Here is a 26,436-nt window from a genome sequence, read left to right as displayed (position 1 = left end):
TCAGCGTCTCCGCCTGCGCCAGGCGATGCCGACGCCGAGGCCGAGCAGCGTCACCGGCAACGCGATGAGGAAGCCGAAGCTGATGGCGTTGAGCCCGTCCTGCGACAACGAGATCACCCGGTCCGGTGCACCGCGCGTCGGCAGGTCGACCAGTACGTCGTCGCCGAGGAGCCAGTCGAGCACGCGTTCGCCGAGCGCGCGATTGCCGCCATTGCCGATGTACGTGTTGGACAGGAAGTCGCCATCGCCGATCACGACGGCTCGCTGCTCATTGCGATCGGGGCTGGGTGACAGTCGGTTCAGGGCGAAGCCGAAATCCAGAGGGCCCTTGAGTTCGCCCGCTTCCGGGTGAAAGGCGATCGTCGACGGTCTGGCGTTATCGATACCGCCGAAGGCCGTCCAGCTGCGCTCGCCCGAGCGCAGGAAAGGCACCACGGCCCAGTCGTGGTCGGAGACCTGGGCCAGTCCCGATACCTGCGGGAAAAGGGTGCTTTCCCGGAACCCGCGAGTGATGGCGTGGAACGGGTAGTCGCCGAGCACGACCATCCGGGGATCGTTGACGTTGAGGGTGCTGCCCTGACCGTCGACGAGGACGCCCGGAAGCACACGCACGCCGAGCACGTCGGCCAGCGGGCCGGTGCCGAAGTCCTCGTTACCCGGTTCGGTGAGCCAGAGCAGGTTGCCGCCGCCATGCACGTAGTCGACCAGCGCGGCGACGCTGTCCGCCGGAAGGGAGCTCGTGGGGCTGGCGAGCACGACCAGGTCGGTGTGATCCGGCACCCCGCGCGTCTGGCTGAAGTTGAGCGGTACGGCACGAATGCCGCGGCGCTCCACCTGGGTCATGAACGTGCCCAGGTCCGCATTGGCGCGACCGTCGGGCTGGCGTTCGCCGTCGCCGGTGACGAACGCGACCACGCGTTCGCCGCCCCGGGCCAGTCGCTCGAGAGCGTTCGACAGGTTGCGTTCGTTGATCGGGCTTTCGACCCGCTGCTCGCGGCCCTGATAGCGCACCAGCAGGGCGCCGTCGCCGGCGATACCGAGCTGGCGCGAGGCCGCCGGGTCGAGGTCGGGGTCGACGAAGGACAGCGTCAGGTCTTTCTTTTCACGCGTATAGCGCTCGATGACGGCGGCGATCTGCTCGCTCAGTGGCCCGGTGGGCGAGAGGTAGCCGACCACCTCGACCGGGCCGTGCAGTGTGTCGAGCACCGCGACACTTTCCGGCGCGAGGCTGGCGCGCGCGCCTCGCGACCAGTCGGCCGTCCACGTGTGACGTGTGCTCAGGAAACCGATGCAACCGGTGGCGACCAGCAGCCCGAGCAGGACGAGCCAGCGATCGAGGCGGCGCATTACTGGCGCTCCCGGTCGGCGCCGAGTCGGCGGATGGCGAGGATCAGTGACAGGGCGATGGCCAGTGCGAACCAGATGAGATCGCTGGAGACCACCAGCCCGCGAAGCAGGTTCTGCAGATGCGTGGCCATGGTCAGCCAGCCGAGGAAGCCGCCACTCAGGCCTGCCGCCTGAGCGCCCCGATCGATCGTCCAGAGGACGAGCGTCACGATGAGTGCCATCGCCGCGGCAATGGCAGGGAACGCCGTCGCCGCGGAGCAGGCGAGGCCGATCGCGGCCAGTGTCGCCAGGAGCAGGGCCGTGCCCAGTGTCGCCGCGGCGAGCTTGCCCCAGTCGGCGGTTGATTCGGCACCGACCAGCAGGGGCATCGACAGCGTGGCAAGCAGCCAGAGCGCCAGCCATCCGAGCACGGCGATGTATTTGCCCAGCACGATTAGTGTCGGTGACAGGCCCGTGGAGGCCAGCAGGGCGAGGGTGCCCGCGCGGCGTTCACCGGCGAGCTGGGTCATCGTCATCAGCGGGACCACCAGAAACGCGAGCTTGACCAGTTCCGCCAGCAGCGGAATGGCGACCAGATCCGTGAAGCCCGGCGCGTCGGCGATCCCCGCCAGCTTCACCTGCGCACCGAGAAATTGCCCGAGGCCCAGGACGAAGGTCCAGGCCAGCCAGGCGATGGTGAGTGCGGCGAGCGCCCATGCGAGCGGGCGGACAGCGAGGCGGCGCCATTCCAGGCGGGCGACGGCGGCGATGCTCATGCGCCGGCTCCCGTGGCGATGCCGAAGAAGATGGATTCGATATCGCCGCCGTGGTCGTCGTGCAGCGGCGCATCGTGACGCAGGCGCCCTTCGTGAAGGATCGCCACGCGGTCGCACACGGCGACCACCTCACCAAGGACGTGAGTCGACAGGATCACAGCGGCACCGGCGGCGGCCCGCTCGCGGATCAGTCGGCGCAGCTCGCCCACCTGCACCGGATCCAGTGCGTTGGCGGGTTCGTCGAGAATGATCAGCGCCGGGTCGTGGACGAGGGCGCAGGCGAGCCCGAGTCGCTGGCGCTGGCCCTGCGACAGGACCCCCGCGAGGCGCCTGCGAAGGTCGCCGAGCTGCAGGCGGGCGACGATCGTGTCCGCCGCGCGCTTTGCCACGGCCCGGCTGGCGCCGCGGAGCCGGGAAAACGCGATCAGGTGCTCGTCGACGGACAGCTCAGGCCACAGCGGGGCGCTTTCAGGCAGCCAGCCGAGCAGACGTCCCGCCATGGCCGGTTGCCGCACGAAATCCATGCCGTCCAGCTCGATACGTCCGCTGTCAGGGCGAAGGGCACCGGCGAGCATCGAAAGCGTGGTGGACTTGCCCGCGCCATTGACGCCGAGGAGGCCCAGGACTTCACCACGGTTCAGGCAAAACGACACCCCCTCGACGGCCAGGCGCCCGGCACGGCGTCTCGTAACGTCTGCGACATTCAGCAAATGGGCCGCGCTCATGCGGCTACGTCGCCGAACACCGCGTAACGCGCACTATCTTGCGAGCAAAAAGACGCAGGGGAGTGATCATGCTGAACGAGCGAGGGGGCGGTCATCCCGCGATTGTGCGGAAAGGGGTTCGGAAACCACAACAGTGGGCTTCACATTTCGCCGAATTCCGTGCTGGTGGGTATGGAATCGGCTCGTTAGACTGGTACCTGTACGACCCCTTCACTTCCCGCGCGGTACCGACCTGATGCTCGACACCCTGCTCGATTTCCTGGCCAACGGCCTCACCCACGCAAGCTGGGGCGAGATCGCTGTCTATGTGCTCGTGGTCACCCAGCTCACCATTTTCACGGTGACGCTGTACTACCACCGCAGCGCGACCCATCGTGGTGTGGATTTCCACTGGACCCTCAACGGCTTCTTCCGTTTCTGGGGCTGGCTGACCACGGGTATGGTGGTCAAGGAATGGGTAGCGATCCATCGCAAGCATCACGCCAAGGTCGAGACCGAGGAAGATCCGCACAGCCCGCAGGTCTTCGGTATCAAGAAAGTCTTCCTGGACGGTGTGTCGCTCTATCGTGAGGCCAGCTACAACAAGGCCGACATGGAGAAGTACGGCCGTGGCACCCCCGACGACTGGTTCGAGCGCAAGCTGTTCGGCGCGCACCCGTACTGGGGCCCGGTGCTGATGGCCTTTATCGATGTCGCGCTGTTCGGCGTGATCGGCATGGCCATCTGGGCCGTGCAGATGATCTGGATTCCGTTCTGGGCCGCCGGTTTCGTCAACGGCATCGGCCACTGGTGGGGTTACCGCAACTTCGAAAGCTCCGACACCGCGACCAACATCTCGCCGTGGGGCTTCTGGATCGGCGGCGAAGAGCTGCACAACAATCATCACGCCTTCCCGAGCTCGGCCAAGTTCGCTTTGCGCAAGTGGGAGTTCGATATCGGCTGGGCGGTGATCTGCAGCCTGCGCTTCTTCCGTCTGGCCAAGGTGCTGCGTGTCGCGCCCACGCTGAACATCCGTCCGAACGTGCACCTGCCGGATGCCGAAACGCTCAAGGGCGTCCTCGCACTGCGTTTCCAGGCCACGACGGACTACTACCGCAACGTCATCCTTCCGACCATGCGCGAAGAAGTCAGTCAGGCCGGAGACAATCTGAAAGCCGTGCCGCGTCGTGTTCGTCGTGCGCTGGCCGACGGTGGTCGCTGGCTCGACAACGATGCGCGTGAGCGAATGCATGCCGCGCTGGCCAACCGCCCGGCGCTCACCACGGTGTGCGAGTTCCGCGCGCGCCTGGTCGCCCTGATGGAAGAGCGCGGTGCCGACAAGGCGCTGAAGTCTCTGCAGCAGTGGATCGTCGAGGCGGAAGAAAGCGGCATCCGTTCGTTGCAGCAGTTTGCACAGCGGCTGAAGGGTTACTCGGCGGTCGGCGCGTAATACGATCAAGCCGATTCGAAAAAAGGGCCCGCCATCTGGCGGGCCCTTTTTTTGTCTGGCCATGCGTAAGAGCCGCAAAGCCGCTTCGTAGCCGGGACATCGGGCTCGAGGTGGCGTAAGGCCTCATTCGCACGAATGTTGTGCTGAGGGTTCGCGCACGAAGTGCGCTCCTACGCGCGGCTTGCGCCGCGTAAATAAAAAAAGGCCGCCATTCGGCGGCCAATTTTTATTTGATCTTACCTTCCTTGTATTCCACATGCTTGCGGACGACAGGATCGTACTTCATGAACACCATCTTTTCCGGCGTGTTCTTCTTGTTCTTCGTGGTCGTGTAGAAGTGACCGGTGCCCGCGGTGGAAATCAGGCGGTGCTTATCGCGCTTGCTTGCCATGGTTGATCTCCTTAGATCTTTTCGCCGCGGGAACGGAGGTCGGCCAGCACGGCTTCGATGCCGTTCTTGTCGATGGTGCGCAGCGCGTGGTTGGAAACGCGGAGCTTCACCCAGCGGTTCTCGCTGGCGACCCAGAAGCGGCGCTCGTGCAGGTTCGGCAACCAGCGGCGACGGGTCTTGTTGTTTGCGTGCGAGACGTTGTTGCCGCTCTGCACGCCCTTATTGGTGACTTGGCATCTACGGGCCATGATGACCTCCTTTAGATTCGTTGGACCGCCCTTTGGCCAGGGTGGCGACGGCCCAGCCACGACCCGGTTACGGGGCGCCATGCGATGGCTGGAGGGGGTGGAACATCCCTGACAATGAGGCCCGCATCGCATGACGGGCGTTCCCGACGGATCGGGTTGGCATAGGGAAGCCGGGCATTCTCTCAGAATCCTACGTCCTCGCGCAAGCCGGACTGTGCGGGGCGCCGGGTTGTGTGAAACAATCCCGGCTTTCGTGCCAGCGGCACGTATCCCGCCCACACGACGCCTTCTCGAGGACTTACGCAATGGCAGAAATCACCGCCAACGGCCAGGCCGGCCAGCCGCAGCTCGTGCTGCAGAAGATCTACGTCAAGGATGCTTCCTTCGAAGCGCCGAACGCTCCGCAGGTGTTCCAGGAAATGGGCGAGACCGAGGCGCAGCCGCAGGTCCAGCTCAACCTCGGCCACAAGGCCGTCGACCTCGGCAACGACCTGTTCGAAGTCGTGCTCAGCCTCACCCTCACCTGCAACCTCGGCGAGCGCACCGCTTACCTCGCCGAAGTGCACCAGGCCGGCATCTTCGGTATCGGTGGTTTCACCGATGACGACCGCGACGGCATCCTCGGTTCGTACTGCCCGAACCTGCTGTTCCCTTACGCCCGTCAGATGGTCTCGGCGATGATTCAGGAAGGTGGCTTCCCGCCGTTCCTGCTGCAGCCGATCAACTTCGACGCCCTCTACGCCGAGCAGCAGCGTCAGCAGGTCGAAGGCGGCGCCGGTACCCATACGCTCAACAGCTGAGCGATGACCTCCGCCTCCCGACCCACCGTCGCCGTTCTCGGCGCCGGTTCCTGGGGTACCGCGCTGGCTGCGCTTCTGGCGCGCAACGACGTCCCCACCCGGTTGTGGGGGCGCGACGCCGACGCGCTCGCGGAAATGGCCGCGGCGCGTCGCAACCTGCGTTACCTGCCCGACCTCGACCTGCCGCCGGAACTCGCCTACGACGGCGATCTGGCCAGCGTGCTGCGGGGGGCGGACATCGTTCTGCTCGTGGTGCCGAGCCACGCGTTCGCCGCGCTGCTCGACCAGATCGTGCCCATGCTCGAACCCGGTGTCCGCATCTCGTGGGCTACCAAGGGTTTCGAGACGGGTACGGGGCGTTTCCTGCACGAACTGGTCAACGAAAAGCTTCCCGGCAGGCCTGCCGCGGTCGTCACCGGCCCCTCGTTCGCCCGCGAGGTGACCGCCGGCCTGCCCAGTGCCGTCACGGTCCACGCCACGGACGACGCCTTCGGCAAGGAACTCGCCGTGCTGCTGCACGCGCCCAACTTCCGCGCCTACACGGGTAACGACATCCTGGGGGCCGAGCTCGGCGGTGCGATGAAGAACGTGCTGGCTGTCGCCACCGGCGTCGCCGACGGTATGGAGCTGGGGCTCAACGCCCGCGCGGGCCTCATCACCCGCGGCATGAACGAGATGCTTCGCCTCGGTGTCGCGCTTGGGGCGCGTGCCGAGACGCTCATGGGCCTTGCCGGCCTGGGCGATCTCGTCCTGACCTGCACCGGCGACCTGTCGCGAAATCGCCGCCTGGGTCTGGCCCTGGGCAGGGGCATTCCGTTGACGGAAGCGGTTCGCCAGATCGGCCAGGTGGTCGAGAGCGTCGTGACGGCCGACGAAGTCGCCCGCCTCGCCGGCTTCCATGGGCTGGACCTGCCCATCTCGGCCGCCGTCCGGTCGGTGCTGCATGGCGAAGTCACCCCGGAAGAGGGTCTGCGCACCCTCATGGGGCGCGAGCAGAAGGCGGAATATCCCGTCGATCTGTTCCCTCACCGCCGCGACTGACGCCGCGGCGGGTCTCCCGTCTGGCTGAACCGGGCCGGTCCGCCGGGTAAAAAGTCTTACGGGCACGCCATCCCGCCTTTGCTAAGCTTCCTGTTTTGGTCGCGCTGACAGGCTCGCATACGGATGCATCAACCGGACGACAAGCGCAGGCGTCACGCCATGGCAGAAGTGCTGCCTCTGGCGTGGCAGCGCGCATTCGACGAGCCGGCCGCTCCTCCGCTGGCCGAGCGCAGTGTGCTGGGCTTCTTCCTCGAGGGCGTCAACGACGACCACGAGCCGGCGGCCCGGCTGGATGCCGCTCCGGTCCTGCTCACGCTGAGTGCGGAGGGCCGTTACTCCCGCCCCCTGCCGCTGGATAGCCGCCACCTGCCCGAAGCCGCGCTCACGGTGGCCGAGAAGCGTCTGGCGGCCACGGTGCTCGGCCTGCCGCAGACCTTGCGCAAGAGTCGCAGCTACGCGCGTTTCGCCGGTGCGCTGGGCGACCAGCTCCTGGCTGAAGTGCTCGATGGCGCACCGTGTTTCTTCGGCGGCGTTGCCGGTCTGAAGCTGTCGCGCGGGCAGGCTCATCCCCTGAGCTGGCGCTGGAACCTCGAAAAGGACGGCAGCCAGAAGCTGGTGCCGGCGCTTCCGACCAGTCAGCGTCTTTTTCGTGTGGGCTCGCTCTGGTTCCTCGACGCGGAGCATGCCGAGATCGGTCCGCTGGAAGGTTCTCCTGACGAAGGCGCCTGGCTCGATCTTCCGCCTCTGCCGCCCGAAAGCACGGCCGCGTTCCTCGCCCGGATGGAAGGCACGCGCATGGGGCCGCGCGTGCCGCCGCCGCAGGTGTTCGGTGACATGCGTCGGGCGGAAGTTTCCCCGCGCCCGGTGCTCGTACTCCACGCCCTGACCCGGCATGCGCGGCTCGCCGCGGGTACGCCCCCCCTGGCCTATGGAAGGCTTGCCTTCGACTACGCAGGCGAGCGCCTGCCCGGGCGCGGCGGTGAGCCGCTGGTCCGACGCGTGCGCAACGGTGCGCTGCTTGAAATCACGCGACGCCGTGCTGAAGAACTCGCCTCGATGGAAACACTGGAAGGCGCAGGCCTCAATCCCGCGGTCGATACCGAGGGCTTGCCCTGGGACATGGCCGACACGCTGCCCGATGACGCGTGGCTGTTCCCGGGCAAGGGCTATGCCGGTGCGCTGGAGGTCAATACACCGGCCCGATGGCTTGCCTTGCGTCCCCGGCTCGAAGGCGATGGCTTCGTGCTGGAGTACGACCGCAGTTTCCCCTTCGAAGTGCTCGAGGGTCCCGTGCACTGGTACGGGAAGGCGCACGAAGACGACGCGGACCGTGCGTTCGATCTGGAAATCGGCATCGAAGTCGAGGGCAAGCGCGTCAACCTGCTGCCTGCCGTCGCGCAGGCGCTGGCCGAGCACCAGCTCAGTCTGAGCCCGACGCCCGGTGAGGCTGAAGACTCGGTCTGGTACGCGCCCGTCGACGAACGCCGTCGCGTCCCGGTGCGTCTGAAAGAATTGCGAGGCTTGCTCGCTCCGCTCGCCGAATACCTCGAGAAGCCGCGTCAGCAACTGCATCTGCCTCGCGTACAGGCCGGTCGTCTCGAAGAGCTCGCGCAGGCCTTGCCCAGTGGCGGCTCGTTCGAAGCGCCCGAGCGGCTGCGTGGTTTTACCAGGCGTCTGCGTGAAGCGGCCGAGCGCGCCAGCGATGTGGTTCCCGAGGCGTTGCAGGCGGAGCTTCGCGGCTATCAGCGCGATGGCCTGCGCTGGATGAACGCCCTGGCCGAAGCCGGCACCGGTGGCGTACTCGCCGATGACATGGGTCTGGGCAAGACGCTCCAGCTCATCACGCATCTGCTGGCGCTGAAGGAAAACGGCAATCTCGAGTCGCCCGCGCTCGTCGTCGTGCCGACCAGCCTCGTGCCGAACTGGTCGTCCGAACTCGCGCGCTTCGCACCCAGTCTGCGTGTGCTGGCGCTGCATGGTCCCCAACGCGCGGAAACGTTCGCGCACATCGGCGAGAACGATGTCATCCTCACGACGTACGCATTGCTTCCGCGCGACGTCGAGACGCTGAAGAAGCAGGCGTTCTCCCTCGTGGTGCTCGACGAAGCGCAGCAGGTGAAGAACCCGCGCACGCAGGCGCGCCGCGCGTTGCTCGCGATGAAGGTGCCGCGTTGCCTCTGCCTCACCGGCACGCCGCTGGAAAATCACCTCGGCGAACTGTGGTCGCAGATCGATCTCGCCGTGCCCGGCTTGCTGGGTGACGAAGGTGCGTTCCGTCGCCACTACCGTGCGCCGATCGAGAAGCACCAGGACATCGAGTGCCAGGACCGTCTGAACCGTCGCATTGCGCCGTTCATCCTTCGTCGCACCAAAGCGCAGGTCGCGTCGGAGTTGCCGGCGAAGACCGAGATCACACGTCGTGTGGTGATGGAGCCGCGTCAGCGCGATCTCTACGAAAGCCTGCGCCTGTCGCTGGCCGAGGAATTGCGCGAGGTCATCGCGCAGCGTGGCATCGCCCATAGCGGCATCGTCGTCCTCGATGCGCTGCTCAAGCTGCGTCAGGTCTGCTGCGATCCGCGGCTGGTGAAGCTCGAGGCCGCCCGCGGCGTGCGCGAGTCCGCCAAGTTCGAACTGTTGATGGACATGCTTCCCGCGCTGCTGGCCGAAGGCCGCCGCGTCCTGTTGTTCAGCCAGTTCACGGAAATGCTCAAGCTGATCGCGGTCGAGCTCGATCGCCGGCGCATCAGCTACGTGACGCTGACGGGCGAAACGCGCGATCGCGCGGAGCCGGTGCAGCGTTTTCAGGACGGCGAGGTGCCGTTGTTCCTGCTCTCGCTCAAAGCGGGCGGCGTGGGCCTCAACCTGACCAGCGCCGATACCGTCATCCACTACGACCCCTGGTGGAATCCGGCGGCCGAGGCACAGGCGAGCGACCGTGCGCATCGCATCGGTCAGGACAAGCCCGTGTTCGTTTACCGGCTGATCACGGCGGGCACCGTCGAAGAACGCATCGAGGAACTCAAAGCCCGCAAGGCCGAGCTCGCCGACGCCGTGCTCGAAGGTGGCGGAAGCCGTGAGCGACTGAGCTTCGACGAAAGCGATCTCGACGCACTGCTCGCTCCGCCGGCCTGAAGCACTCAGTCCGCGGGCTCTCCCGCCGTGCTGCGTAGGAGCGATCGCGCACTCCCGGCGAACGGGAATCCCGGGTTCTCCACGGTCATGCGCATCATCCGCGCGCCAGGCATCCACCTGCGCGCGGCATGACGTTTACCGGTCGATGGGCTTAACGGCGCAGCGGCGTACCGCCGGCTTCGACGATCGCCAGCGCGGCGCCGCCGATGAGGCCCGGCTCCGGGTTCATGATGGCCTGGGTCGGTACCTGCTCCATGGTGTCGCGGAAGCGGCCCTTGGCTTCGAAGCGTTCGCGGAACTTGCCCTTCTGGATCCAAGGCAGCAGGATCGGCGTCATGCCGCCTGTGAGATACACGCCGTCCCACGCGCCCAGCGTGAGCACGAGGTCACCGGCCACGCTGCCGAAGATGCCCGCGAACGTTTCAACCGCGCGTGCGCACATGGGGCAGGTTTCGTCGGTGGCGCGCTTGGTGATCTCTTCCGGGGTGATGTCGGCCTGCGGCTTCTGACCGGAGATTTCGCAAATCGCCTCATAGAGATTCACCAGACCCTGGCCACAGATCAGGCGCTCGTTGGACACGCGGCCGTAGCGAAGGTTGAGCACCTTGAGGATCTCGATGTCCTCGGCGCTGTGCGCCGCGAAGCCGGCATGGCCGCCTTCGGTCTGCAGCACGCTGACCTTGTCGCCACGAATGAGCAGGCCGCCCACGCCAAGCCCGGTGCCCGGACCGACGACGACGAAGGTCTGCTCTTCCTTGGCGCCGATTTTCGGCACGGGCAGGGTGCCGACTTCCACCAGATCCTGGTGGCCCTCGGCATCCTTGTCCGCGCTCATCAGCATCACGGCCATCGACTGCGCCGCGAAGTCGTTCACCAGGTGAACCCACTCCAGATCGAGCTCCGCGGCGAGATTCTTCGCCGAGATGGCCCAGGGGTTGTTGGTGACCTTCACCGTCTCGCCGTTATCGATGCGACCGGCGGCGGCGATGATGGCGCGCTGCGCCTCGTGGCCGGTTTCCTTGAAGTACTGCTTGGCGGCATCGCCCAGCGAAGCGTAGTCCTTGACGTGGTAACGCCGGACACTTTCCTGGATAAGTGGTTGATCTGCTTCCGGATGCGCAATGCCGAAGCGCACGTTGGTGCCGCCGAGGTCGGCGAGCAGGGTCGGCGCCGCGGCGCTAACTTTGGACATGTTTTAAGGACCTGTCAGATCACGGAAGCCCGCAAGGTTGCCTCGCGCGGGCGCTGGCGTCTAGTGACGGTTTGCTCTGCGCCGTCTTGACATACGCAGAGCCTCCCGGTGTGACGGTGGGGACCGGCACTTTGACGTAAACGTTTACGTCGGCAGAATACCCCATCGCCCGGGTCAATGGCAGGCAGTTGCCTGCCAGGCACGGGTACAACGGGAGAGTATGTGATGGCAGTGGTTCGCCTCGAGAAGGTGCGCAAGGTTTATCCGAACGGGCATGTGGCCCTGAAGGAGGCGAGCTTCGAAATCGCCGATGGCGAACTGCTGGTGCTGGTCGGGCCCTCGGGTTGCGGCAAGACCACGCTGCTCCGGATGATCGCCGGACTCGAGTCCATCTCGGGTGGCACGCTGAGCATCGGCGACCGCGTCGTCAACGACGTGCCGCCGAAGGATCGCGACATCGCGATGGTTTTCCAGAACTACGCGCTGTACCCGCACATGACCGTTCGCGAGAACCTCGGCTTCGGCCTGCGCCTGCGTGGCGTGGACAAGGCGGAGATCGATCGCCGTGTCGCCGGCGCTTCGGACATGCTCGGCCTCGACGAACGCCTCGATCATCGTCCCGCCGCGCTGTCCGGCGGTCAGCGGCAGCGCGTGGCGCTGGGCCGTGCGATGGTGCGCGATCCTTCCGTTTTCCTGCTCGACGAACCCTTGTCGAATCTGGACGCGAAGCTGCGCCTTTCCACGCGCGTGGAGATCGCGCGTATTCACCGCCGCGTGGGCGCCACGATGGTGTACGTGACGCACGACCAGATCGAAGCGATGACGCTGGGTCAGCGCATCGTGGTGTTGAACGGCGGTGTGATCCAGCAGCTGGATACGCCGATGAACCTCTACAACAAGCCGGCGAATCTTTTCGTCGCGGGTTTCCTCGGCAGCCCCGCCATGAATCTTTTCCACGGGACGCTGCGTCGCGCCGACGGGCTTCGTCTGGAGATGAAGGATGGCTCACTCGCGCTCGCCACCGAGGCGGCCGCGCTCGACCCCTACATCGATAAGCCGCTGATCGTCGGGGTACGTCCGGAGGATCTGCTCACGGTCAGCGACCATCCCGGTGTCGACGCACGCCTGCAGGCGCATGTCGACGTGGTGGAGCCCGTGGGTAACGAAGTGTTCCTCAACATGCGTCACGGTAGCGAAGAGCTCGTTTCGCGCGTACCGCCCCATTCGACGGTGCAGCCGGACAGCGACGTCGCGCTGGGCTTCCATCTGGAGCGCGTCCACTTCTTCGATCCGGAAAGCACGCTGCGAATCGACGTGTAAGCATGGGGCGGGGCCGCCTCATGGCGGCGTTCCGCCGATGCGCTGCCGTCGACGGGCGTATCGGCGGGGCGTGAGACGCCTGCGACGCCTTGCCACCACCGGCGCGTCGGCCGAGGCGTAAAATGGGGCGATCGCCAACCAACAGGCCTCCGTCCCATGACCTTCCCCGCCGTCCGCATGCGTCGCATGCGCCGCGATGCTTTCTCCCGCGCCCTCATGCGCGAGAACGTGCTCACCGTGTCCGACCTGATCATGGTCGCTTTCGTGGTCGATGGCGAAGGCGTGCGCCAGCCGGTCTCGTCCATGCCGGGTGTCGACCGGCTGTCGATCGATGAACTGCTGAAGCTCGCCGAGGAGTGCGTCGCCCTGGGTATACCGGCGCTGGCGCTGTTCCCGTCCGTCGGCGACGGGGTGAAAAGCGAAGACGCCCGTGAGGCGTGGAATCCCGATGCCCTGTTCCAGCGCGCCACGCGCGAGCTGAAGAAGCGCTTTCCGGAACTGGGTCTCATCGGTGACGTGGCACTCGATCCGTACACCACGCACGGTCAGGACGGCCTGATCGACGCCGACGGTTACGTCATGAACGAGCCGACCGTCGAGGCGCTGATCAAGATGTCGCTGGCCCAGGCCGAAGCGGGCATGGACTTCGTCGCACCTTCGGACATGATGGACGGCCGCATCGGCGCGATTCGCGACGCGCTCGAAGACGCCGGCTACATCCATACCCGTATCCTCGCGTATTCGGCGAAGTACGCGTCGAGTTTCTACGGCCCGTTCCGCGACGCGGTCGGCTCGTCGGCCAATCTGGGCAAGGGCAACAAGCACACCTATCAGATGGACGTCGGCAACAGCGACGAGGCCCTGCGCGAGGTCGAACTGGATCTCGCCGAAGGCGCCGATGCCGTGATGGTGAAGCCGGGCCTGCCTTATCTGGACATCGTACGGCGGGTGAAAGACGCCTTCGGCGCGCCCACGTTCGTCTATCAGGTCAGCGGGGAGTACGCCATGATCAAGGCGGCCTCGCAGAACGGCTGGCTGGACGAGAAGGCCGTCGTCATGGAATCGCTGCTGGCGATGAAACGGGCGGGCGCCGATGCGATCCTGACCTACTTCGCGGTGGACGTGGCGCGCTGGCTGAAGGGTTGAGCGGCATTTCGTCCAAAACGGCAGCGGGATCCGCATGACATAATCCGGGACGATTTCCCGGGAGCCGCAGCATGGATGGACATCACTTTCTAGAGACGGCCGTCGTCTTCCTGCTGGCGACGGTGGTTGCCGTGCCGCTCACCAAACGCTTCCGTCTGGGTGCCGTGCTGGGTTACCTGCTGGCGGGCGTCGTGATCGGGCCGTCCGTCCTCGGCCTGGTCAGCGACACCGAGGGCGTTGCGACGATCTCCGATTTCGGCGTCGTGCTGATGCTGTTCGTGATCGGCCTCGAGCTGTCGCCGTCCCGCCTGTGGGTGATGCGCCGTGCGGTGTTCGGCAGCGGCAGCCTGCAGGTGATCACCTGTGCGCTCGCTCTGGGTGCTATCGGCTACTTCCTGTTCGGCCTGACCTGGAAGGCGGGTGTGATCGTCGGTGGCAGCCTTGCGCTGTCGTCCACCGCGTTCGGCCTTCAGATCCTCGCTGAGCGCAAAGAGGCCGGCGCCGCCTACGGTCGCCAGGCCTTCGCCATCCTGCTCTTCCAGGATCTCGCCGCCATTCCGTTGATCGCCGCGGTGCCGTTGCTCGGTGGCGCGGTCGCCCACGGCGCGCACGGTCCCGACACGATGAGCGTGGTCCGGGTCGTCGGCACCATCTTCGCCGTGATCCTCGGCGGCCGGCTGCTGCTGCGCCATGTGTTCCGCTTCGTCGCCCGCGCCAAGAGCACCGAGGTGTTCACCGCGACGGCGCTGCTGGTGGTCATGGGCACGGCATGGCTGATGGAGCTGGCGGGCATCTCCGTGACGCTCGGCGCCTTCCTCGCCGGCCTGCTGCTGGCGGATTCGGAGTATCGCCACGAGCTCGAGTCGAATATCGAACCCTTCAAGGGGCTGCTGCTCGGCCTGTTCTTCGTCAGCGTGGGCATGTCGGTCGACCTCGCGTTGCTGGTCGCCAAGCCGCTGCTCGTGCTGGGCATGGTGGCGCTGCTGCTCACGGTGAAGGCTCTGCTGATCGTTCCGCTGGGCCGGCTGGTCGCCTCGCTGACCACCGCCGATTCGGTGCGCCTGGCGGCCGTGCTGGCGAGCGGCGGCGAATTCGCCTTCGTCATCCTCAACCTCGCACAGCAGAATCGCCTGATCGACGACAGCCAGCGTGGCCTCATGGTCATGGCGATCTCGCTGTCGATGGCGCTGACGCCGTTGCTCGTGCTTGCCGCGTCGCGTCTCGTGCATGAGCGTGTGCGCAAGCCGGACCGTGCATTCGACACCATCGAGGCCGATACGCCCCGCGTCATCATCGCCGGCTTCGGGCGCATGGGCCAGATCGTCGCTCGCGTGCTGCGCGCGCAGGGCATCCAGTTCGTCGCGCTGGAGAGCTCGGTGGAGCAGGTGGAGACCTCGCGCCGCTTCGGCGGCACATCACTGTTTTTCGGCGATCCCGGGCGTCCGGAAATGCTGCGTGCCGCGCAGGCGGACAAGGCCGAGGTGTTCGTCATCGCCACCGACGATCCCGAAGCCAACATCCGCACCGCGCGGCTGGTGAAGCGCCAGTACCCGCACCTCAAGATCGTCGCCCGCGCGCGTAACCGTCAGCACGCGTTCCGTCTCATGGATATCGGCATCGAAGATCCCGTGCGCGAGACCTTCTACTCGAGCCTGGAGATGACCCGCCACGTGCTCCAGTCGCTGGACATGTCGGCCGACGTCGTCGACAGCCGTATCGCGCGGTTCCGCAAGCACGACGAGCAGGTGCTGCGCGCGCAGTACCTGGTGTATGACGACGATGCCGCCCTCATGCAGTCCTCGAAGGAAGCCCTGCACGACCTGCAGCAGCTCTTCGAGGCCGATGCGGTGGAAGAGCGCGAAAAGGAAGCCTGACCCTGAAGAGGCGAGCGCGCTCGCTGTAGGAGCGAGCCCCGCTCGCGACAGCCCGTCGCGAGGGAGCCACAGGCCGCCGTGGTCTTAGTCCGGCTGCGCCGGCTGCCGCAACGTCTGCCTCACGCTCGGAATCGCGCCGACACGCGTTCCGAGCTCGTGCGCGATGTCCACGTAACCCAGATGCCGGGCGACATCGCCGGCGGTCCGGCCGAACGCATCGGCCGCCTGACGGTTCGCACCGCGATGGATCAGGACGCGGGCCGGGCCCAGCAGCGCATGCATCGCGCTTGCGTGCAGCGCGCTGACGCCGCGATGGTCGGCGTGTTCGATCTTCGCGCCCGCGTCGAGCAGGACGGGTACCAGCGCGCCAAGGTGGGTGGCATCCGCCTCGGTACCGGGGCGCAGATGCGCACCCAGCAGCATCAGCAGCGGGGTCACGCCGTCCTTGTCCGCCTTGTTCACATCGGCACCCTTGCCGATGACCGTATCGAGCAGGCGGCGTGCGCGCAGGCTGTCGCTGCTGCTGAAGCAGTACTGCGCGGCGGCATGCAGCGCCGTGTGTCCGTGCGCGTCCTCGGCGCGGGCATCGGCGCCTGCCGCGAGCAGCATCTCGGCGATCTCGGGGTAGCCGAGGGCGGCGGCGATCATCAGGGCGGTCGTATCGCCCGGCAGTCGCTGGTCCGCCGCCACGCCGCGCGCGAGCAACGCTTCGACGATCGTGTCGCGACGCGCGTTCACCGCGGCGGCGAGTGGCGTGATGCCTGAAGCGGCGGCGAGCGTGGGATCGGCGCCCGCTTCGATGAGGTGTTCGGCCACATCCCGCCTTCCGGCGCCGGCGGCACGAAGCAGGGCGGTGGCGCCTTGCGCATCGCGCGTGTCCACGGCAAAACCGAGTTCGAGCAGCCGGTCGACCGCCTGTATGTCGCCCGCGGCGGCGGCGGCGGGTAAGTCATCGGCACGCAGCGGACGGCGCGGCAGTGGCCATGCGGTCCAGCTCAGCCAGCGCTCGACATCGCCATGGCCGATGCCGAGGCCGTACGGCGTCTCGCCATTGACGTCCGCCGCTTCCGGGTCCGCGCCATGAGCGACCAGCAGGCGGACGAGGGGCAGGCTCTCGCCGCCCTGTTCCAGCGCGGCATGCAGGGGCGTACGGCCTCCCGCATCGCGCACGTTCGGGTCCATGCCCCGGGCGAGCAAGGCACCGAGCAACGCGCTGCGGCCGGTGGCAGCCGCCATGTGCACCGGCGTGCGACCGCGCGCGTCGGCGCCGAAGGGGTCGGCACCGGCTTCGAGCATCGCGAGCGTCAGGCGTTCGTCGGCACCGTCCAGACGGCACACCGCCTGACCGAGGAGGCCAGCACCCGCGGGGGTGGCGCCCGCGCGCATCAGCTGCAGCAGCGCGTCGGCCGACTGGGGAAGCTGGGGGAGCAGGGCGTCGAACAGCCGGCGACCGGTCGTGTCGGTTCCGTCGGCCGGGGGCGCCAGCCGCGCCTCGGCATGGAGGCCATGGTCCAGCAGCCACGCGCGTGCCGCATCGAAGCCCGTGCCAGCCAGATCGACATACAGCGCGGCGAGTTCTTCCGCGGGCCAGGCACGAACCTTGGCGGTGAACGTGGACGCGACGGCCCAGTGTCCGAAACGCAAGGCATCGTAGAGATGCATCGGCGAATCCGCCCCCGCCTCCGGTACGACCGACTCGCTCAGCGATGTCGGCAGTGGCGTCTCCGGGTCGAGCAGGGCGACGAAGTCCCAGCGGCCCGTACCGGCCGCGTGGTCGAGCGCGCTGCGTCCATCCGCGCCGGCTTCCTTCGGCTGGGCCCCCAGCGCGAGCAGCGCGCGTACCGTGGCGGCCTGGGCGCGTGGCGACTGGCAGGCCAGCGTCAGCGCGTCGCGTCCGTGGCTGTCGCGCGGCGAGGCATTGGCCTGGGCGTCGGCCAGCAACTGGACGATGCCGTGAGCGCCGGCACGCGCGGCCTCCATGAGGGCGGTGGTGCCATGCCGGTCGGCGAGGTTCGGCTGGGCGTGGGCCTGAAGCAGGGCCCGGGCGATCTGCTCGTGACCTTCCGCGGAGGCGGCGATCAGGGCCGAGCGTCCGTGGGCGTCGGTGGCGTTCACCGGTGCCTTGTAGCGCAGCAGCACCTTCACGCCTTCCGCGTCGTCGTCGGCGATACCGGCGGCGGCGACCAGGGCGGGCTCGCCGCCGACGGGAGCGGGTTTGGCACCGTGCTCGAGAAGGAAGCGTACGAGTGCCCAGTTGGCCGCGCGGCACGCGATGGCCAGCGGCGTGTCGCCGGCGGCGTTGACGGCGTCGACCGGCGCGCCTGCATCGAGCAGCATGGCGGCGACGGTCGGCTCGGCGCTGAGCACCGCCCCGTGCAGTGCGGTGTTGCCCTCGGCATCGGTGGCGGCAGCGTTCGCGCCGTTGGTCAGCAGGGTGAGGACGGCTTCAGGGCGACCGTGCCAGCTGTCGCGCGTCGCGGCGTGCAACGCGGTCACGCCCTGATGGGCACGGCTGACCTGCGCGCCACGCGCGATCAGCGCACGCAGCAGGCGGATGTCGGGGGAAAGGGCGGCGAGCGTCAGCACGGGGCGCTGGTCGCGATCGCCCGGTTCCGCGGCGGTGTTGGGGTCGGCACCGGCTTCGACGAGCGCCACGGCCCGTGCGATGTCGCCTTCGCGGGCCGCTGCCAGGAGCGCGTGCTCACGTACGCCTGGCTGACTTTCTTCGTTGCTGAGTACGGGAATGGGGGGAGGCGGCGCAGCCACGTCCGGCTCGATGCCCGGCTCACGCCGGGGCTCGGCGCGGGCCGTACGGATATGCCCGCGGCGCTCGCAGAGCAGCGCACGGAGGGTGCGGTTCGCGATCACCATGCCGGCGACGGGCAGCAGCACCACGCCATAGATCGCCAGTGCGGCGATTCGCATCTCCGGGGGAAACACGCCGTAGAGGCCGGAAAGGGCCACGGCGCAGAACGCGAGTACGAGCAGGCTGAAGGCGGCGGGCAGGAAATGCGAGAAGAAACGTTCCTCGGCGGAAAGGTGGCGGCCGAAGCTGACCGAGCGGGCCACCGCGGTGAAGATCCACGAGCCGTTACCGCTGTCCTCGGGGTAGGCATCGTCCCAGAGGAAAAGAAGCCCGAACGCCGGCCACATGCGCCACAGCGCCGCCAGCGCGACCACGAGCGTCGCTGCCAGCAGCAGCGCGACGCCCAGGCTGGGCGCCTGGGTCAGCTTGAGCAGCGGCCAGGCGACGAGCACGAACACGACGAAGGTGTAGGCCGTGAAGATCACGACGTGCGCCGAACCACGGCGCAAGGCCGTACGCAGGAAGCTCGTTTCGGGATCGAAACCGATCGCGTGACAGACCGCGGCCATCACCAGGGCGTTAGCGAGCAGCAGCGGAATCAGCGCAAGCGGCGACGCCGTGAGACCCGCGCAGGCGACAGCGGCGAGGGCGGGAAGGAACCAGGGCAGCGCCTTGATCAGCGATGGTCGACGACGTTTGGGATTGGCCATGCGCGCGAGTATACGGACGCGCATGGCATCACGCGGTAACGACGTGTTAACCCACGCCGCGCACTCTGCCTGTGCGCGGATTCGGCCGATCAGACGCGCACGAGCGTCCGGTCGGGGTCGATCTCGCGATTGTGGTTGGGCTGGTTGCAGACGGTGAGCGTGTCGCCGGGAGGCGTCTGCAGATGCCAGCCGCAACCCGCGAGGTTGATGAGCACCTGCTCAGTGTCGTTGTGCGGGAGCTTGCGCTGCGGCGTGAGTTCGAACTCCAGCACGAAGCGGAGCTCACCCAGCAGGAGGACGAGCGGCTCGGGAAGCATGTCGAAGCCGTCCCGGCGGGTCATCCAGACGTAGGTATCGGGCTTGCGAAGGCTTGCGTAGACGTAGCAGTGCATGACGGCGGTCTCGCTTGCGGATCGGCAGCATACGTTAGCAAAAGAGTGACGGCGCAAGTGTGCATAAACGTCGGATGTTTCGACTTTGTTGCACATGCACTTGCAAATTATTCGTCAAGTCGTCCAGAGTCCCACCCCAGATTGTTAAACGCGCGTATGAAAACGGCTAACTTTTCCGTTCCGCGCACGTGACATCGACCCAGAACAGAACAAAAGCAGGAGCCACCACGCATGCAGAAGTTGACCCATACCCGTTCGCTGGCCGTCGCCGCCCTTTCGCTGGCCATCGCCGGCGCGCTGGTGGCTCCGCAGGCCGCTCACGCCAGCGCCTTCCAGCTGAAGGAAAACAGCGCCGCCGCCCTCGGTCGCGCTTTCGCCGGTTCCGCCGCCGCGGGTGACGACGCCTCGGTGATCGTGAACAACCCGGCCGCCATGAGCCTGCTCAAGGGCACCACGTTCCAGGCCGACGTCACCGGCATCAACTTCAGCACCAAGTTCCACGGCACCGCGACCGACGCTCAGGGTCGTCCCATCTCGGGCGGCAACGGCGGCGACGCCGGCACCACGATCCCGGTTCCGGCGTTCTACGTCGCGACCCAGGTCAGCGATCGCTGGCACATCGGCCTCGGCCTGACCGCCCCGTTCGGTTTCAAGACCGAATACGACTCCGACTGGAAGGGTCGTTACAACGCCATCAAGTCCGACTTCAAGTCGTATGACGCGACGCTGTCGGCGTCGTTCGACGTGACGGACGACTTCGCCCTCGGCGCAAGCTTCATCGCGCAGAAGACGACCGCGGAACTGACCAGTGCGATCAACTACAACACGGTCGGCCTCGGCCTGATCCAGCGCGCCGCCGCCGCGGGTCAGCTGCCGCCCGCCACCGCCCGCGCGCTGGCCGCACAGTACGCCGCCGTGGTTCCGCCGGGTAGCGACGGCGTCGCCAAGATCAAGGGTGACGACTGGGCCTACGGCTGGCAGATCGGTGGTCTGTGGAAGCTGACCCAGAACGACCGCATCGCCCTGAACTACCGCAGCAAGATCAGCCACAAGCTGGAAGGCACCGGTAACTTCACGATGCCGAGCAACGTGACGGCCGTGCTGTCCAACCCGGCCGTCGGTGCGCTGCTCGGTTCGGGCCAGCCGCCGTTCACCCACACTAACGGTACGGCTGACTTCACCACGCCGTCCGTCGCCACCGCGAGCTTCTGGCACCAGGACGTGAAGTTCGGCCTGGGCTTCGATCTGTCGTGGACCAAGTGGAACGAGTTCAAGGACCTCACGGTCAACTACTCGAACCCGAACCAGCCGTCCACCAGCGAAGACTACAGCTGGCGCAACAGCTACTTCCTGTCCGCCGGTGGCGAGTACTACCCGACCGACAAGCTGACGCTGCGCGCCGGTGTCGCCGTCGACACGACGCCGACCTACGACGATACCCGCTCGCCGCGCGTGCCGGACTCGACCCGCAAGTGGCTGGCCTTCGGTATCGGCTACAAGGCCACCGAGCGTTTCGAAGTCAACGCGGGTTACGCCCACATCTTCGTGAACAAGGCTCACATCGCTGGCGTCACCAACGCCACCAACGATCGTCTGGTCGGCCAGAACGACGACAAGGGCAACCTGCTGAGCGTCTCGGCCAAGTACCAGTTCTGATCGTCTCCCCGATCGGCTGATATGAGCCAGTAAAAAAACCTCCCCGGTGACGGGGAGGTTTTTTTTGTGGGTGGCCTTCAGGCCATTCGAACGGGATCGCGCGCGGGGCGCGCTCCTACAGGCCTTCGGCGCCGTGGCATTTTTTGAATTTCTTGCCGCTGCCGCATGGGCAGACGTCGTTGCGGCCGACTTTCGACTCGTCGCGCTGTACGGGCTTGCCGTGCCGCGGATGGCGGCGACGGTAGAGCTGGGCGAGCTGGAACGGGATCTCGTTGAGCAGGTTCATCCGCTCCTCAAACGACGGCAGGGCCACCGTCGGTGTGCCCGGGTCCGGATCGGTCTGATCCGCCGTCAGGGTCAGCAGCATGCCGACGAACGGATAGGTCTTTTCATCCAGCCACTCGGACCATTCCTCTTCCCACTCGCTGAGGGCGAAGCGAAAGCCCAGCGCCCAGTCGCTCGCGAGCGGGAAGTCGCCATTGTACGAAGCGACGTCCTCGATCTCGTCGAATTCCTCTGGCGAGTCGATGAAGGGCAGAGCGTCTTCCGCCAGTACCTTGGGATCGCCCGACACGCGTGCCTCGATCACCGCCCAGAATTCCTTGAGCAGCGTGGCGACCTCCGCGTGCACGGCCTCGGACTCCCAGGGCGTCGCCTCGTCGGTGTCGAGGATCGCCATGCAGTCGTCGATGTCGACGTCGGCCGGGCCCACGATCGCCGCCGAGAAGAGTCCGTCCAGCGTCTCCAGCGAATAGCGGTTGGTCGAGATCAGGAGGTCGTCGAGGCGGCCCAGGCGCGTTTCATTCATCTGCATGGCAATGACTCAGTAAGCGTAGTCGCGGAACACGGGGTCGACGCTGCCGTTCCATTCGCTCTGGAAGAGCTCGAGCTTGGTGTCGGCCTGGGTTTTGCCGGAGAGGGCGATCTCTTCCAGCGGTTCGAGGTAGACGGATTCGTCGACGCCGCGGTGACCGGTGCGGTTGCGCCGCTTGAGGCCTTCCCGGGCGATCTTCACCGCCTCCAGTGACAGCTCGCGCACGCTGTGGTCGCGGAAGCGAAGCGCGAGCGCCTCCTTCGGTACGCCGTCACGCAGCGCATGGCGCTCGGCCTTCGTGAAGTCCTTCACGAGGTCCCATGCGGCGTCCAGCGCGGTGTCGTCGTACAGCAGGCCCACCCAGAACGCGGGCAGTGCGCACAGCGAGTTCCACGTGCTGGTATCGGCGCCGCGCATCTCGAGGTACTGCTTCAGGCGCACCTCGGGGAAGGCGGTGGTCAGGTGATCGGCCCAGTCGCGCATGTTGGCCTTCTCGCCCGGCAAGGCGGCCAGCTCACCACGCATGAACTTCTTGAAGTCCTGGCCGGACAGGTCGACATACTTGCCGTCGCGATAGCTGAAGTACATCGGCACGTCGAGGATGTAGTCGACGTAGCGCTCGTAGCCGAAACCGTCTTCGAAAACGAAGTCGAGCATGCCCGTGCGATCGGCGTCGGTATCGGTCCAGACGTGCGAACGATACGACTTGTAACCGTTGGGCTTGCCTTCGGTGAAGGGGGAGTTGGCGAACAGCGCCGTGGCGATCGGCTGCAGCGCGAGGCCCACGCGGAACTTCTTCACCATGTCCGCCTCGGTCGCGTAGTCGAGGTTGACCTGCACCGTGCAGGTGCGCGTCATCATGTCGAGGCCGAGCGAACCGACCTTGGGCATGTACTCGCGCATGATCTTGTAGCGGCCCTTGGGCATCCACGGCATCTGGTCGCGACGCCACTTGGGCTGGAAGCCCATTCCCAGGAAGCCGATGCCGAGTTCCTCGGCCACCGAGCGGACTTCCTTCAGGTGGTTGGTGACTTCGTCGCAGGTCTCGTGAATCGTCTCCAGCGGCGCACCGGAGAGCTCCAGCTGCCCGGCCGGTTCGAGGGTGATGTTCGCCATGCCCTTGGTCAGCGCGACCGGGGTGTCGCCTTCACGGGCCACGTCCCAGCCGAAGCGCGTCGCCAGGGTCTCCAGTAGCTGGCGGATGCCCGGACGGTCCCCGTCGAACGGTGGCGGGGTGAGGTCGTCGCTGTAGAAGCCGAATTTCTCGTGCTCCGTTCCGATGCGCCAGGCTTCACGCGGCTTCTCGCCCCTGGCGAGATAGGCGACCAGATCGTCACGGTCGCCGATGGGCGTGCTCTTGGCGGCGCTGGGGATGGACACGGGGCTTTCCTTGAAGAGGGGGCTTTTTGGCCGGATGCGGCCCAGATGGGGGCGCATGCCCGCCGGGAAAAGGTGGCATGCCGGCGGCGCAGGGTAGCAAATGCGTCGGCGAGTCGGTGAAAACGAGGAGGTCGGGACCTTCTGCCCTTGCCGACCCTGGCGCTCGTCAGTCGCGCAGCTATCCAGGCATGCGTCGATGCTTCCTATACTCTGGCGGCAATATGCATCGACAAGGGAGTCATGAGGCGATGACCGTCAAGCGAAGGTCAAGCAAGGAGCAAGAGCCTGAGGCGTTGCCGACCGGCCAATGGGTGCTGCCGTTGTCGCCCGGGGTCGATCACGCGGTCGATGAGGCTCTGGCCGTGGCGCCAGCAGGCCGGTTCAGTAACTACGTCGTTTACGTTGACGAGAGCGGCGATCATGGTCTTGAAACCGTAGACCCGAACTATCCTGTTTTCGTGCTGGCATTTTGTGTCTTTCACAAAGGGCATTATGCGGATGCCATCGTCCCCGCGATCGAGTCATTCAAGTTCAGGCACTTCGGGCATGACATCGTCGTGCTTCACGAACACGACATACGGAAGGAAAAGGGAATCTTCCGCTTCAACAATCGCCTGGAAAAGGAAGTTTTTCTTGACGAGCTCACTGGGTTGATCGACACGAGCAACTTTATTCTGATCAGCTGCGTCATCAGCAAGGCGAGGCTCAGGGAGCGTGCTCAGCTTGAAAGCAATCCATACCATCTGGCTCTCGGATTCTGTCTCGAGACGCTGTTTGAGCTTGTTGAGGAGAAAGAACAGGGCGATCGTCCGACTCACGTCGTCGTTGAGTGCCGAGGTAAAAAAGAAGATCGTGATCTGGAGCTGGAATTCCGGAGAATTTGTGACGGCGCTAACAGGTGGGGGCGCCAGCTGCCATTCGCCATTAAATTCGCCGACAAGAAGACCAACTCCTCCGGACTGCAACTCGCCGATCTTGTAGCCCGGCCCATCGGTCTGTCGGTCCTTCGACCGCAAAGCCCTAATCGGGCATTTGAGGTGCTCAAGCGTAAGTTCTTCTGCAAAGGAGGGCGCAAAAAGCTTGGCGTCGACTTCGAAGGGTGGGGGCTCAAGCTTTTCCCTGACGCAGAAAGCGAAAAGCCCCGGTGAACTCACCGAGGCTATGACGCCGACCGGGAACCCCCAGTCCACTTAGGCGTGAAGTTTAGAACGGGGGCCGCCAGTGGCACAAGGCACCCCCCCCTTCGCCGTCGATACGTTGCAAATTCTCGCGCGAGCCTCTCACTTGCCTGACCGGCGCGTGTGCTGGCACTCCAAAGACGAAGAGGCCGCCCGATGGGCGGCCTCTTCGCAAGATCCGGTGCGGCGCGATCAGCGCTTCATCGAATTGAAGAACTCGTCGTTGGACTTCGTGTTCTTCATCTTGTCGAGCATGAACTCCATCGCGGCGAGCTCATCCATCGGGTGCAGCAGCTTGCGCAGGATCCAGATCTTGGCGAGCAGGTCCGGATCGATGAGCAGGTCTTCGCGGCGGGTGCCCGAGCGGTTGATATCGATGGCCGGATAGACGCGCTTCTCGGAGATACGACGGGACAGGTGCACTTCCATGTTGCCGGTGCCCTTGAACTCCTCGTAGATCACCTCATCCATCTTGGAGCCCGTGTCGGTCAGCGCGGTGGCGATGATCGTCAGGCTGCCGCCTTCCTCGACGTTACGCGCCGCGCCGAAGAAGCGCTTGGGGCGCTGCAGGGCATTGGCGTCGACACCGCCGGTGAGGACCTTGCCGGAGCTCGGTACCACGGTGTTGTAGGCACGGGCCAGGCGGGTGATCGAGTCGAGCAGGATCACCACGTCCTTCTTGTGCTCGACCAGACGCTTGGCGCGCTCGATCACCATTTCGGCGACCTGCACATGGCGAACGGCCGGCTCGTCGAAGGTCGAGCTGATGACTTCGGCGCGAACCGTACGCGCGATTTCCGTGACTTCCTCAGGGCGCTCATCGATCAGCAGCATGATCAGATGGACGTCCGGATGGTTGTACTGGATAGCCTGCGCGATGTTCTGCAACATCATCGTCTTACCGGATTTCGGCTGGGAGACGATGAGGCCACGCTGGCCGCGGCCGATGGGTGCGACCAGATCGAGAATGCGGCCCGTGATGTCCTCGGTGGACCCGTTGCCGCGCTCGAGCTTGAACGACTTGCGCGGGAACAGCGGGGTGAGGTTCTCGAACAGCAGCTTGTTCTTCGACGCCTCCGGCGGATCGCCGTTGATGTCGTCGACCTTGAGCATCGCGAAGTAACGCTCGCCTTCCTTGGGATGGCGGACGCGTCCGGTGATGTAATCACCCGTGCGCAGGTTGAAGCGGCGGATCTGGCTGGGGGAGACGTAGATGTCGTCCGGGCCGGCCAGGTACGACTCGTCGGCCGAGCGCAGGAAGCCGAAGCCGTCCTGGAGGATTTCGAGCACGCCCTCCGCCCAGATGCCGCCGCCCGAACGGGCGTGGGCCTTCAGGATATTGAAGACGACGTCCTGCTTGCGCTGGCGGGCCACGCCCTCGCGGACACCGAGCGACTCGGCGAACTCGAGCAGCTGGATCGCGTTCTTGCGCTTGAGTTCGGTCAGGTTGATCAGGCGATCGTTGCTGCCGGCGTCGGCGTTCTCGTCATCGTCGACGGGATAACCGTTGTTGTTGTTGTTGCGCGGGTGCTGGTAGTTGCCGCCGTTGCCGGGGTTACCGCCACCTGGGCGCTGCTGGTTGTTCCGGTCGCCACGGTCGCCGCGGTCGTTGCGTTCGTTCCGGCGACGACGGCCCCGGCCTTCGCGCTCGTTGTTCGGGTTGTTCGGGTTGTTACGGTCGTTGCGATTCGGCTGCTGGTTGGGGTTGTCGCCCCGGGCCTGCTGCTGACCGCCCTGACCCTGACCCTGACCGCCGCCCTGCGAAGGGGCAGGCTGGCCGCCGTCGCGCGTTTCAGTCGACGGGGCCGCGGGACGCTGCTCCGCCGGTGACGCCGGCGCGTTGCTCAACTGCAACTCGGCCTGCGGCGCCGGTGTCGGTACCGGAGGCAGCGGCGGCGGTGACTTGACCGCCGGCGGCGCGACGGGAGCCGGCGCGGGTGCGCTCGTCTCTACCGCGGGTGCGGCGGCTGGCGCCTTTCGGCGCGTACGGGGACGCGGTTCGGTCGCAGGCTGGTCGCCGGCGCCCTTGGCGTCGATGGAATCTTTAGTTTCGATATCGGACACGGGCAAACCTCACGGGGCGCCGTTAAAAGAAGAAGG

20 protein-coding genes are annotated in these 26,436 nt (G+C 66.2%); 9 read left to right on the top strand and 11 right to left on the bottom strand.

The window, feature by feature from the left end; genetic code table 11:
* From B5X73_RS14360 to B5X73_RS14350, 3 genes are read right to left on the bottom strand one after another with little or no spacing between them, the layout of a single operon-like run.
* A complete protein-coding gene (locus tag B5X73_RS14360; protein ID WP_079522297.1) occupies positions 1–1,347 on the bottom strand; it encodes a GldG family protein in 1,347 nt (448 codons plus the stop codon).
* Positions 1,347–2,102, bottom strand: a complete 756-nt coding sequence (locus B5X73_RS14355) for an ABC transporter permease (protein WP_079522296.1) — start codon at positions 2,100–2,102, stop codon at positions 1,347–1,349. Before B5X73_RS14355 ends, B5X73_RS14360 begins: the two co-directional genes overlap by 1 nt.
* Entirely contained in the window at positions 2,099–2,827 is a 729-nt protein-coding gene (locus B5X73_RS14350; RefSeq protein WP_079522295.1) for an ABC transporter ATP-binding protein, read from the bottom strand. Before B5X73_RS14350 ends, B5X73_RS14355 begins: the two co-directional genes overlap by 4 nt.
* Before the next feature lie 235 nt (positions 2,828–3,062).
* Here B5X73_RS14350 and B5X73_RS14345 point away from each other — a divergent pair, with 235 nt between their 5' ends.
* Positions 3,063–4,256, top strand: coding sequence for a DesA family fatty acid desaturase (locus B5X73_RS14345; protein WP_036109723.1), 1,194 nt, complete (start codon positions 3,063–3,065; stop codon positions 4,254–4,256).
* A 226-nt stretch (positions 4,257–4,482) separates the two neighbouring features.
* On the opposite strand, the gene rpmG is transcribed toward B5X73_RS14345, so the two are convergent.
* Together rpmG and rpmB are read right to left on the bottom strand one after the other, a co-directional pair.
* On the bottom strand, positions 4,483–4,647 hold the full coding sequence (gene rpmG, locus B5X73_RS14340; RefSeq protein WP_036109728.1) for a 50S ribosomal protein L33: 165 nt from the start codon (positions 4,645–4,647) through the stop codon (positions 4,483–4,485).
* An 11-nt stretch (positions 4,648–4,658) separates the two neighbouring features.
* Entirely contained in the window at positions 4,659–4,895 is a 237-nt protein-coding gene (gene rpmB, locus B5X73_RS14335) for a 50S ribosomal protein L28 (RefSeq protein ID WP_036109731.1), read from the bottom strand.
* 305 nt (positions 4,896–5,200) lie between these two features.
* Here rpmB and secB point away from each other — a divergent pair, with 305 nt between their 5' ends.
* The 3 genes from secB to B5X73_RS14320 all read left to right on the top strand — a co-directional run bounded on the left by secB (position 5,201) and on the right by B5X73_RS14320 (position 9,868).
* Positions 5,201–5,695 carry a protein-export chaperone SecB gene (secB, locus tag B5X73_RS14330; RefSeq protein WP_036109736.1) on the top strand — a complete coding sequence of 165 codons (495 nt, stop codon included), beginning with the start codon at positions 5,201–5,203 and terminating at the stop codon, positions 5,693–5,695.
* 3 nt (positions 5,696–5,698) lie between these two features.
* A complete protein-coding gene (locus tag B5X73_RS14325) occupies positions 5,699–6,736 on the top strand; it encodes an NAD(P)H-dependent glycerol-3-phosphate dehydrogenase (protein WP_036109739.1) in 1,038 nt (345 codons plus the stop codon).
* 159 nt (positions 6,737–6,895) lie between these two features.
* Positions 6,896–9,868 carry a DEAD/DEAH box helicase gene (locus B5X73_RS14320; RefSeq protein ID WP_239709123.1) on the top strand — a complete coding sequence of 991 codons (2,973 nt, stop codon included), beginning with the start codon at positions 6,896–6,898 and terminating at the stop codon, positions 9,866–9,868.
* A gap of 151 nt (positions 9,869–10,019) precedes the next feature.
* Here the strand turns inward: B5X73_RS14320 and glk are convergent, their stop codons facing one another.
* On the bottom strand, positions 10,020–11,060 hold the full coding sequence (gene glk, locus B5X73_RS14315; RefSeq protein WP_079522293.1) for a glucokinase: 1,041 nt from the start codon (positions 11,058–11,060) through the stop codon (positions 10,020–10,022).
* Positions 11,061–11,285: 225 nt separating this feature from the next.
* On the opposite strand from glk, the gene ugpC reads away from it, so the two are divergent.
* The 3 genes from ugpC (at position 11,286) to B5X73_RS14300 (ending at position 15,400) form a co-directional block, all read left to right on the top strand.
* Positions 11,286–12,380: an ABC transporter ATP-binding protein gene (ugpC, locus tag B5X73_RS14310; RefSeq protein WP_079522291.1), complete on the top strand. Its 1,095-nt coding sequence runs from the start codon at positions 11,286–11,288 to the stop codon at positions 12,378–12,380.
* A 156-nt stretch (positions 12,381–12,536) separates the two neighbouring features.
* Positions 12,537–13,526: a porphobilinogen synthase gene (gene hemB / locus B5X73_RS14305; protein ID WP_036109750.1), complete on the top strand. Its 990-nt coding sequence runs from the start codon at positions 12,537–12,539 to the stop codon at positions 13,524–13,526.
* A 71-nt stretch (positions 13,527–13,597) separates the two neighbouring features.
* Positions 13,598–15,400: a monovalent cation:proton antiporter-2 (CPA2) family protein gene (locus B5X73_RS14300; RefSeq protein WP_036109754.1), complete on the top strand. Its 1,803-nt coding sequence runs from the start codon at positions 13,598–13,600 to the stop codon at positions 15,398–15,400.
* A gap of 84 nt (positions 15,401–15,484) precedes the next feature.
* On the opposite strand, the gene B5X73_RS14295 is transcribed toward B5X73_RS14300, so the two are convergent.
* Entirely contained in the window at positions 15,485–18,940 is a 3,456-nt protein-coding gene (locus B5X73_RS14295) for an ankyrin repeat domain-containing protein (RefSeq protein WP_343124644.1), read from the bottom strand.
* A 65-nt stretch (positions 18,941–19,005) separates the two neighbouring features.
* A complete protein-coding gene (locus B5X73_RS14290) occupies positions 19,006–19,308 on the bottom strand; it encodes a YcgL domain-containing protein (RefSeq protein ID WP_036109757.1) in 303 nt (100 codons plus the stop codon).
* A gap of 231 nt (positions 19,309–19,539) precedes the next feature.
* Here B5X73_RS14290 and B5X73_RS14285 point away from each other — a divergent pair, with 231 nt between their 5' ends.
* Positions 19,540–20,964, top strand: coding sequence for an OmpP1/FadL family transporter (locus tag B5X73_RS14285; RefSeq protein WP_079522289.1), 1,425 nt, complete (start codon positions 19,540–19,542; stop codon positions 20,962–20,964).
* Positions 20,965–21,079: 115 nt separating this feature from the next.
* Here B5X73_RS14285 and B5X73_RS14280 read toward each other — a convergent pair whose 3' ends face one another.
* The gene (locus tag B5X73_RS14280) at positions 21,080–21,778 is read right to left on the bottom strand and encodes a YecA/YgfB family protein (RefSeq protein WP_036109764.1); all 699 of its coding nucleotides are present in this window, start codon (positions 21,776–21,778) and stop codon (positions 21,080–21,082) included.
* 9 nt (positions 21,779–21,787) lie between these two features.
* On the bottom strand, positions 21,788–23,158 hold the full coding sequence (locus tag B5X73_RS14275) for a glutamate--cysteine ligase (protein ID WP_036109768.1): 1,371 nt from the start codon (positions 23,156–23,158) through the stop codon (positions 21,788–21,790).
* Positions 23,159–23,406: 248 nt separating this feature from the next.
* Between B5X73_RS14275 and B5X73_RS14270 the strand changes: the two genes are divergently transcribed.
* The gene (locus B5X73_RS14270; protein ID WP_079522287.1) at positions 23,407–24,306 is read left to right on the top strand and encodes a DUF3800 domain-containing protein; all 900 of its coding nucleotides are present in this window, start codon (positions 23,407–23,409) and stop codon (positions 24,304–24,306) included.
* 222 nt (positions 24,307–24,528) lie between these two features.
* On the opposite strand, the gene rho is transcribed toward B5X73_RS14270, so the two are convergent.
* A complete protein-coding gene (gene rho, locus B5X73_RS14265) occupies positions 24,529–26,400 on the bottom strand; it encodes a transcription termination factor Rho (RefSeq protein ID WP_079522285.1) in 1,872 nt (623 codons plus the stop codon).
* Positions 26,401–26,436: the final 36 nt, after the last annotated feature.

The organism is Luteibacter sp. 22Crub2.1, assembly GCF_900167995.1.
Classification (GTDB): Bacteria; Pseudomonadota; Gammaproteobacteria; order Xanthomonadales; family Rhodanobacteraceae; genus Luteibacter; species Luteibacter mycovicinus.
This window is presented reverse-complemented; position numbering and strand designations above follow the sequence as displayed.

Coding starts and splice junctions, on each gene's coding strand:
- B5X73_RS14360 (WP_079522297.1), bottom strand. CDS start 1,347: ATGCGCCGCCTCGATCGCTGGCTCGTCCTGCTCGGGCTGCTGGTCGCC.
- B5X73_RS14355 (WP_079522296.1), bottom strand. CDS start 2,102: ATGAGCATCGCCGCCGTCGCCCGCCTGGAATGGCGCCGCCTCGCTGTC.
- B5X73_RS14350 (WP_079522295.1), bottom strand. CDS start 2,827: ATGAGCGCGGCCCATTTGCTGAATGTCGCAGACGTTACGAGACGCCGT.
- B5X73_RS14345 (WP_036109723.1), top strand. CDS start 3,063: ATGCTCGACACCCTGCTCGATTTCCTGGCCAACGGCCTCACCCACGCA.
- rpmG (WP_036109728.1), bottom strand. CDS start 4,647: ATGGCAAGCAAGCGCGATAAGCACCGCCTGATTTCCACCGCGGGCACC.
- rpmB (WP_036109731.1), bottom strand. CDS start 4,895: ATGGCCCGTAGATGCCAAGTCACCAATAAGGGCGTGCAGAGCGGCAAC.
- secB (WP_036109736.1), top strand. CDS start 5,201: ATGGCAGAAATCACCGCCAACGGCCAGGCCGGCCAGCCGCAGCTCGTG.
- B5X73_RS14325 (WP_036109739.1), top strand. CDS start 5,699: ATGACCTCCGCCTCCCGACCCACCGTCGCCGTTCTCGGCGCCGGTTCC.
- B5X73_RS14320 (WP_239709123.1), top strand. CDS start 6,896: ATGGCAGAAGTGCTGCCTCTGGCGTGGCAGCGCGCATTCGACGAGCCG.
- glk (WP_079522293.1), bottom strand. CDS start 11,060: ATGTCCAAAGTTAGCGCCGCGGCGCCGACCCTGCTCGCCGACCTCGGC.
- ugpC (WP_079522291.1), top strand. CDS start 11,286: ATGGCAGTGGTTCGCCTCGAGAAGGTGCGCAAGGTTTATCCGAACGGG.
- hemB (WP_036109750.1), top strand. CDS start 12,537: ATGACCTTCCCCGCCGTCCGCATGCGTCGCATGCGCCGCGATGCTTTC.
- B5X73_RS14300 (WP_036109754.1), top strand. CDS start 13,598: ATGGATGGACATCACTTTCTAGAGACGGCCGTCGTCTTCCTGCTGGCG.
- B5X73_RS14295 (WP_343124644.1), bottom strand. CDS start 18,940: ATGCGCGTCCGTATACTCGCGCGCATGGCCAATCCCAAACGTCGTCGA.
- B5X73_RS14290 (WP_036109757.1), bottom strand. CDS start 19,308: ATGCACTGCTACGTCTACGCAAGCCTTCGCAAGCCCGATACCTACGTC.
- B5X73_RS14285 (WP_079522289.1), top strand. CDS start 19,540: ATGCAGAAGTTGACCCATACCCGTTCGCTGGCCGTCGCCGCCCTTTCG.
- B5X73_RS14280 (WP_036109764.1), bottom strand. CDS start 21,778: ATGCAGATGAATGAAACGCGCCTGGGCCGCCTCGACGACCTCCTGATC.
- B5X73_RS14270 (WP_079522287.1), top strand. CDS start 23,407: ATGACCGTCAAGCGAAGGTCAAGCAAGGAGCAAGAGCCTGAGGCGTTG.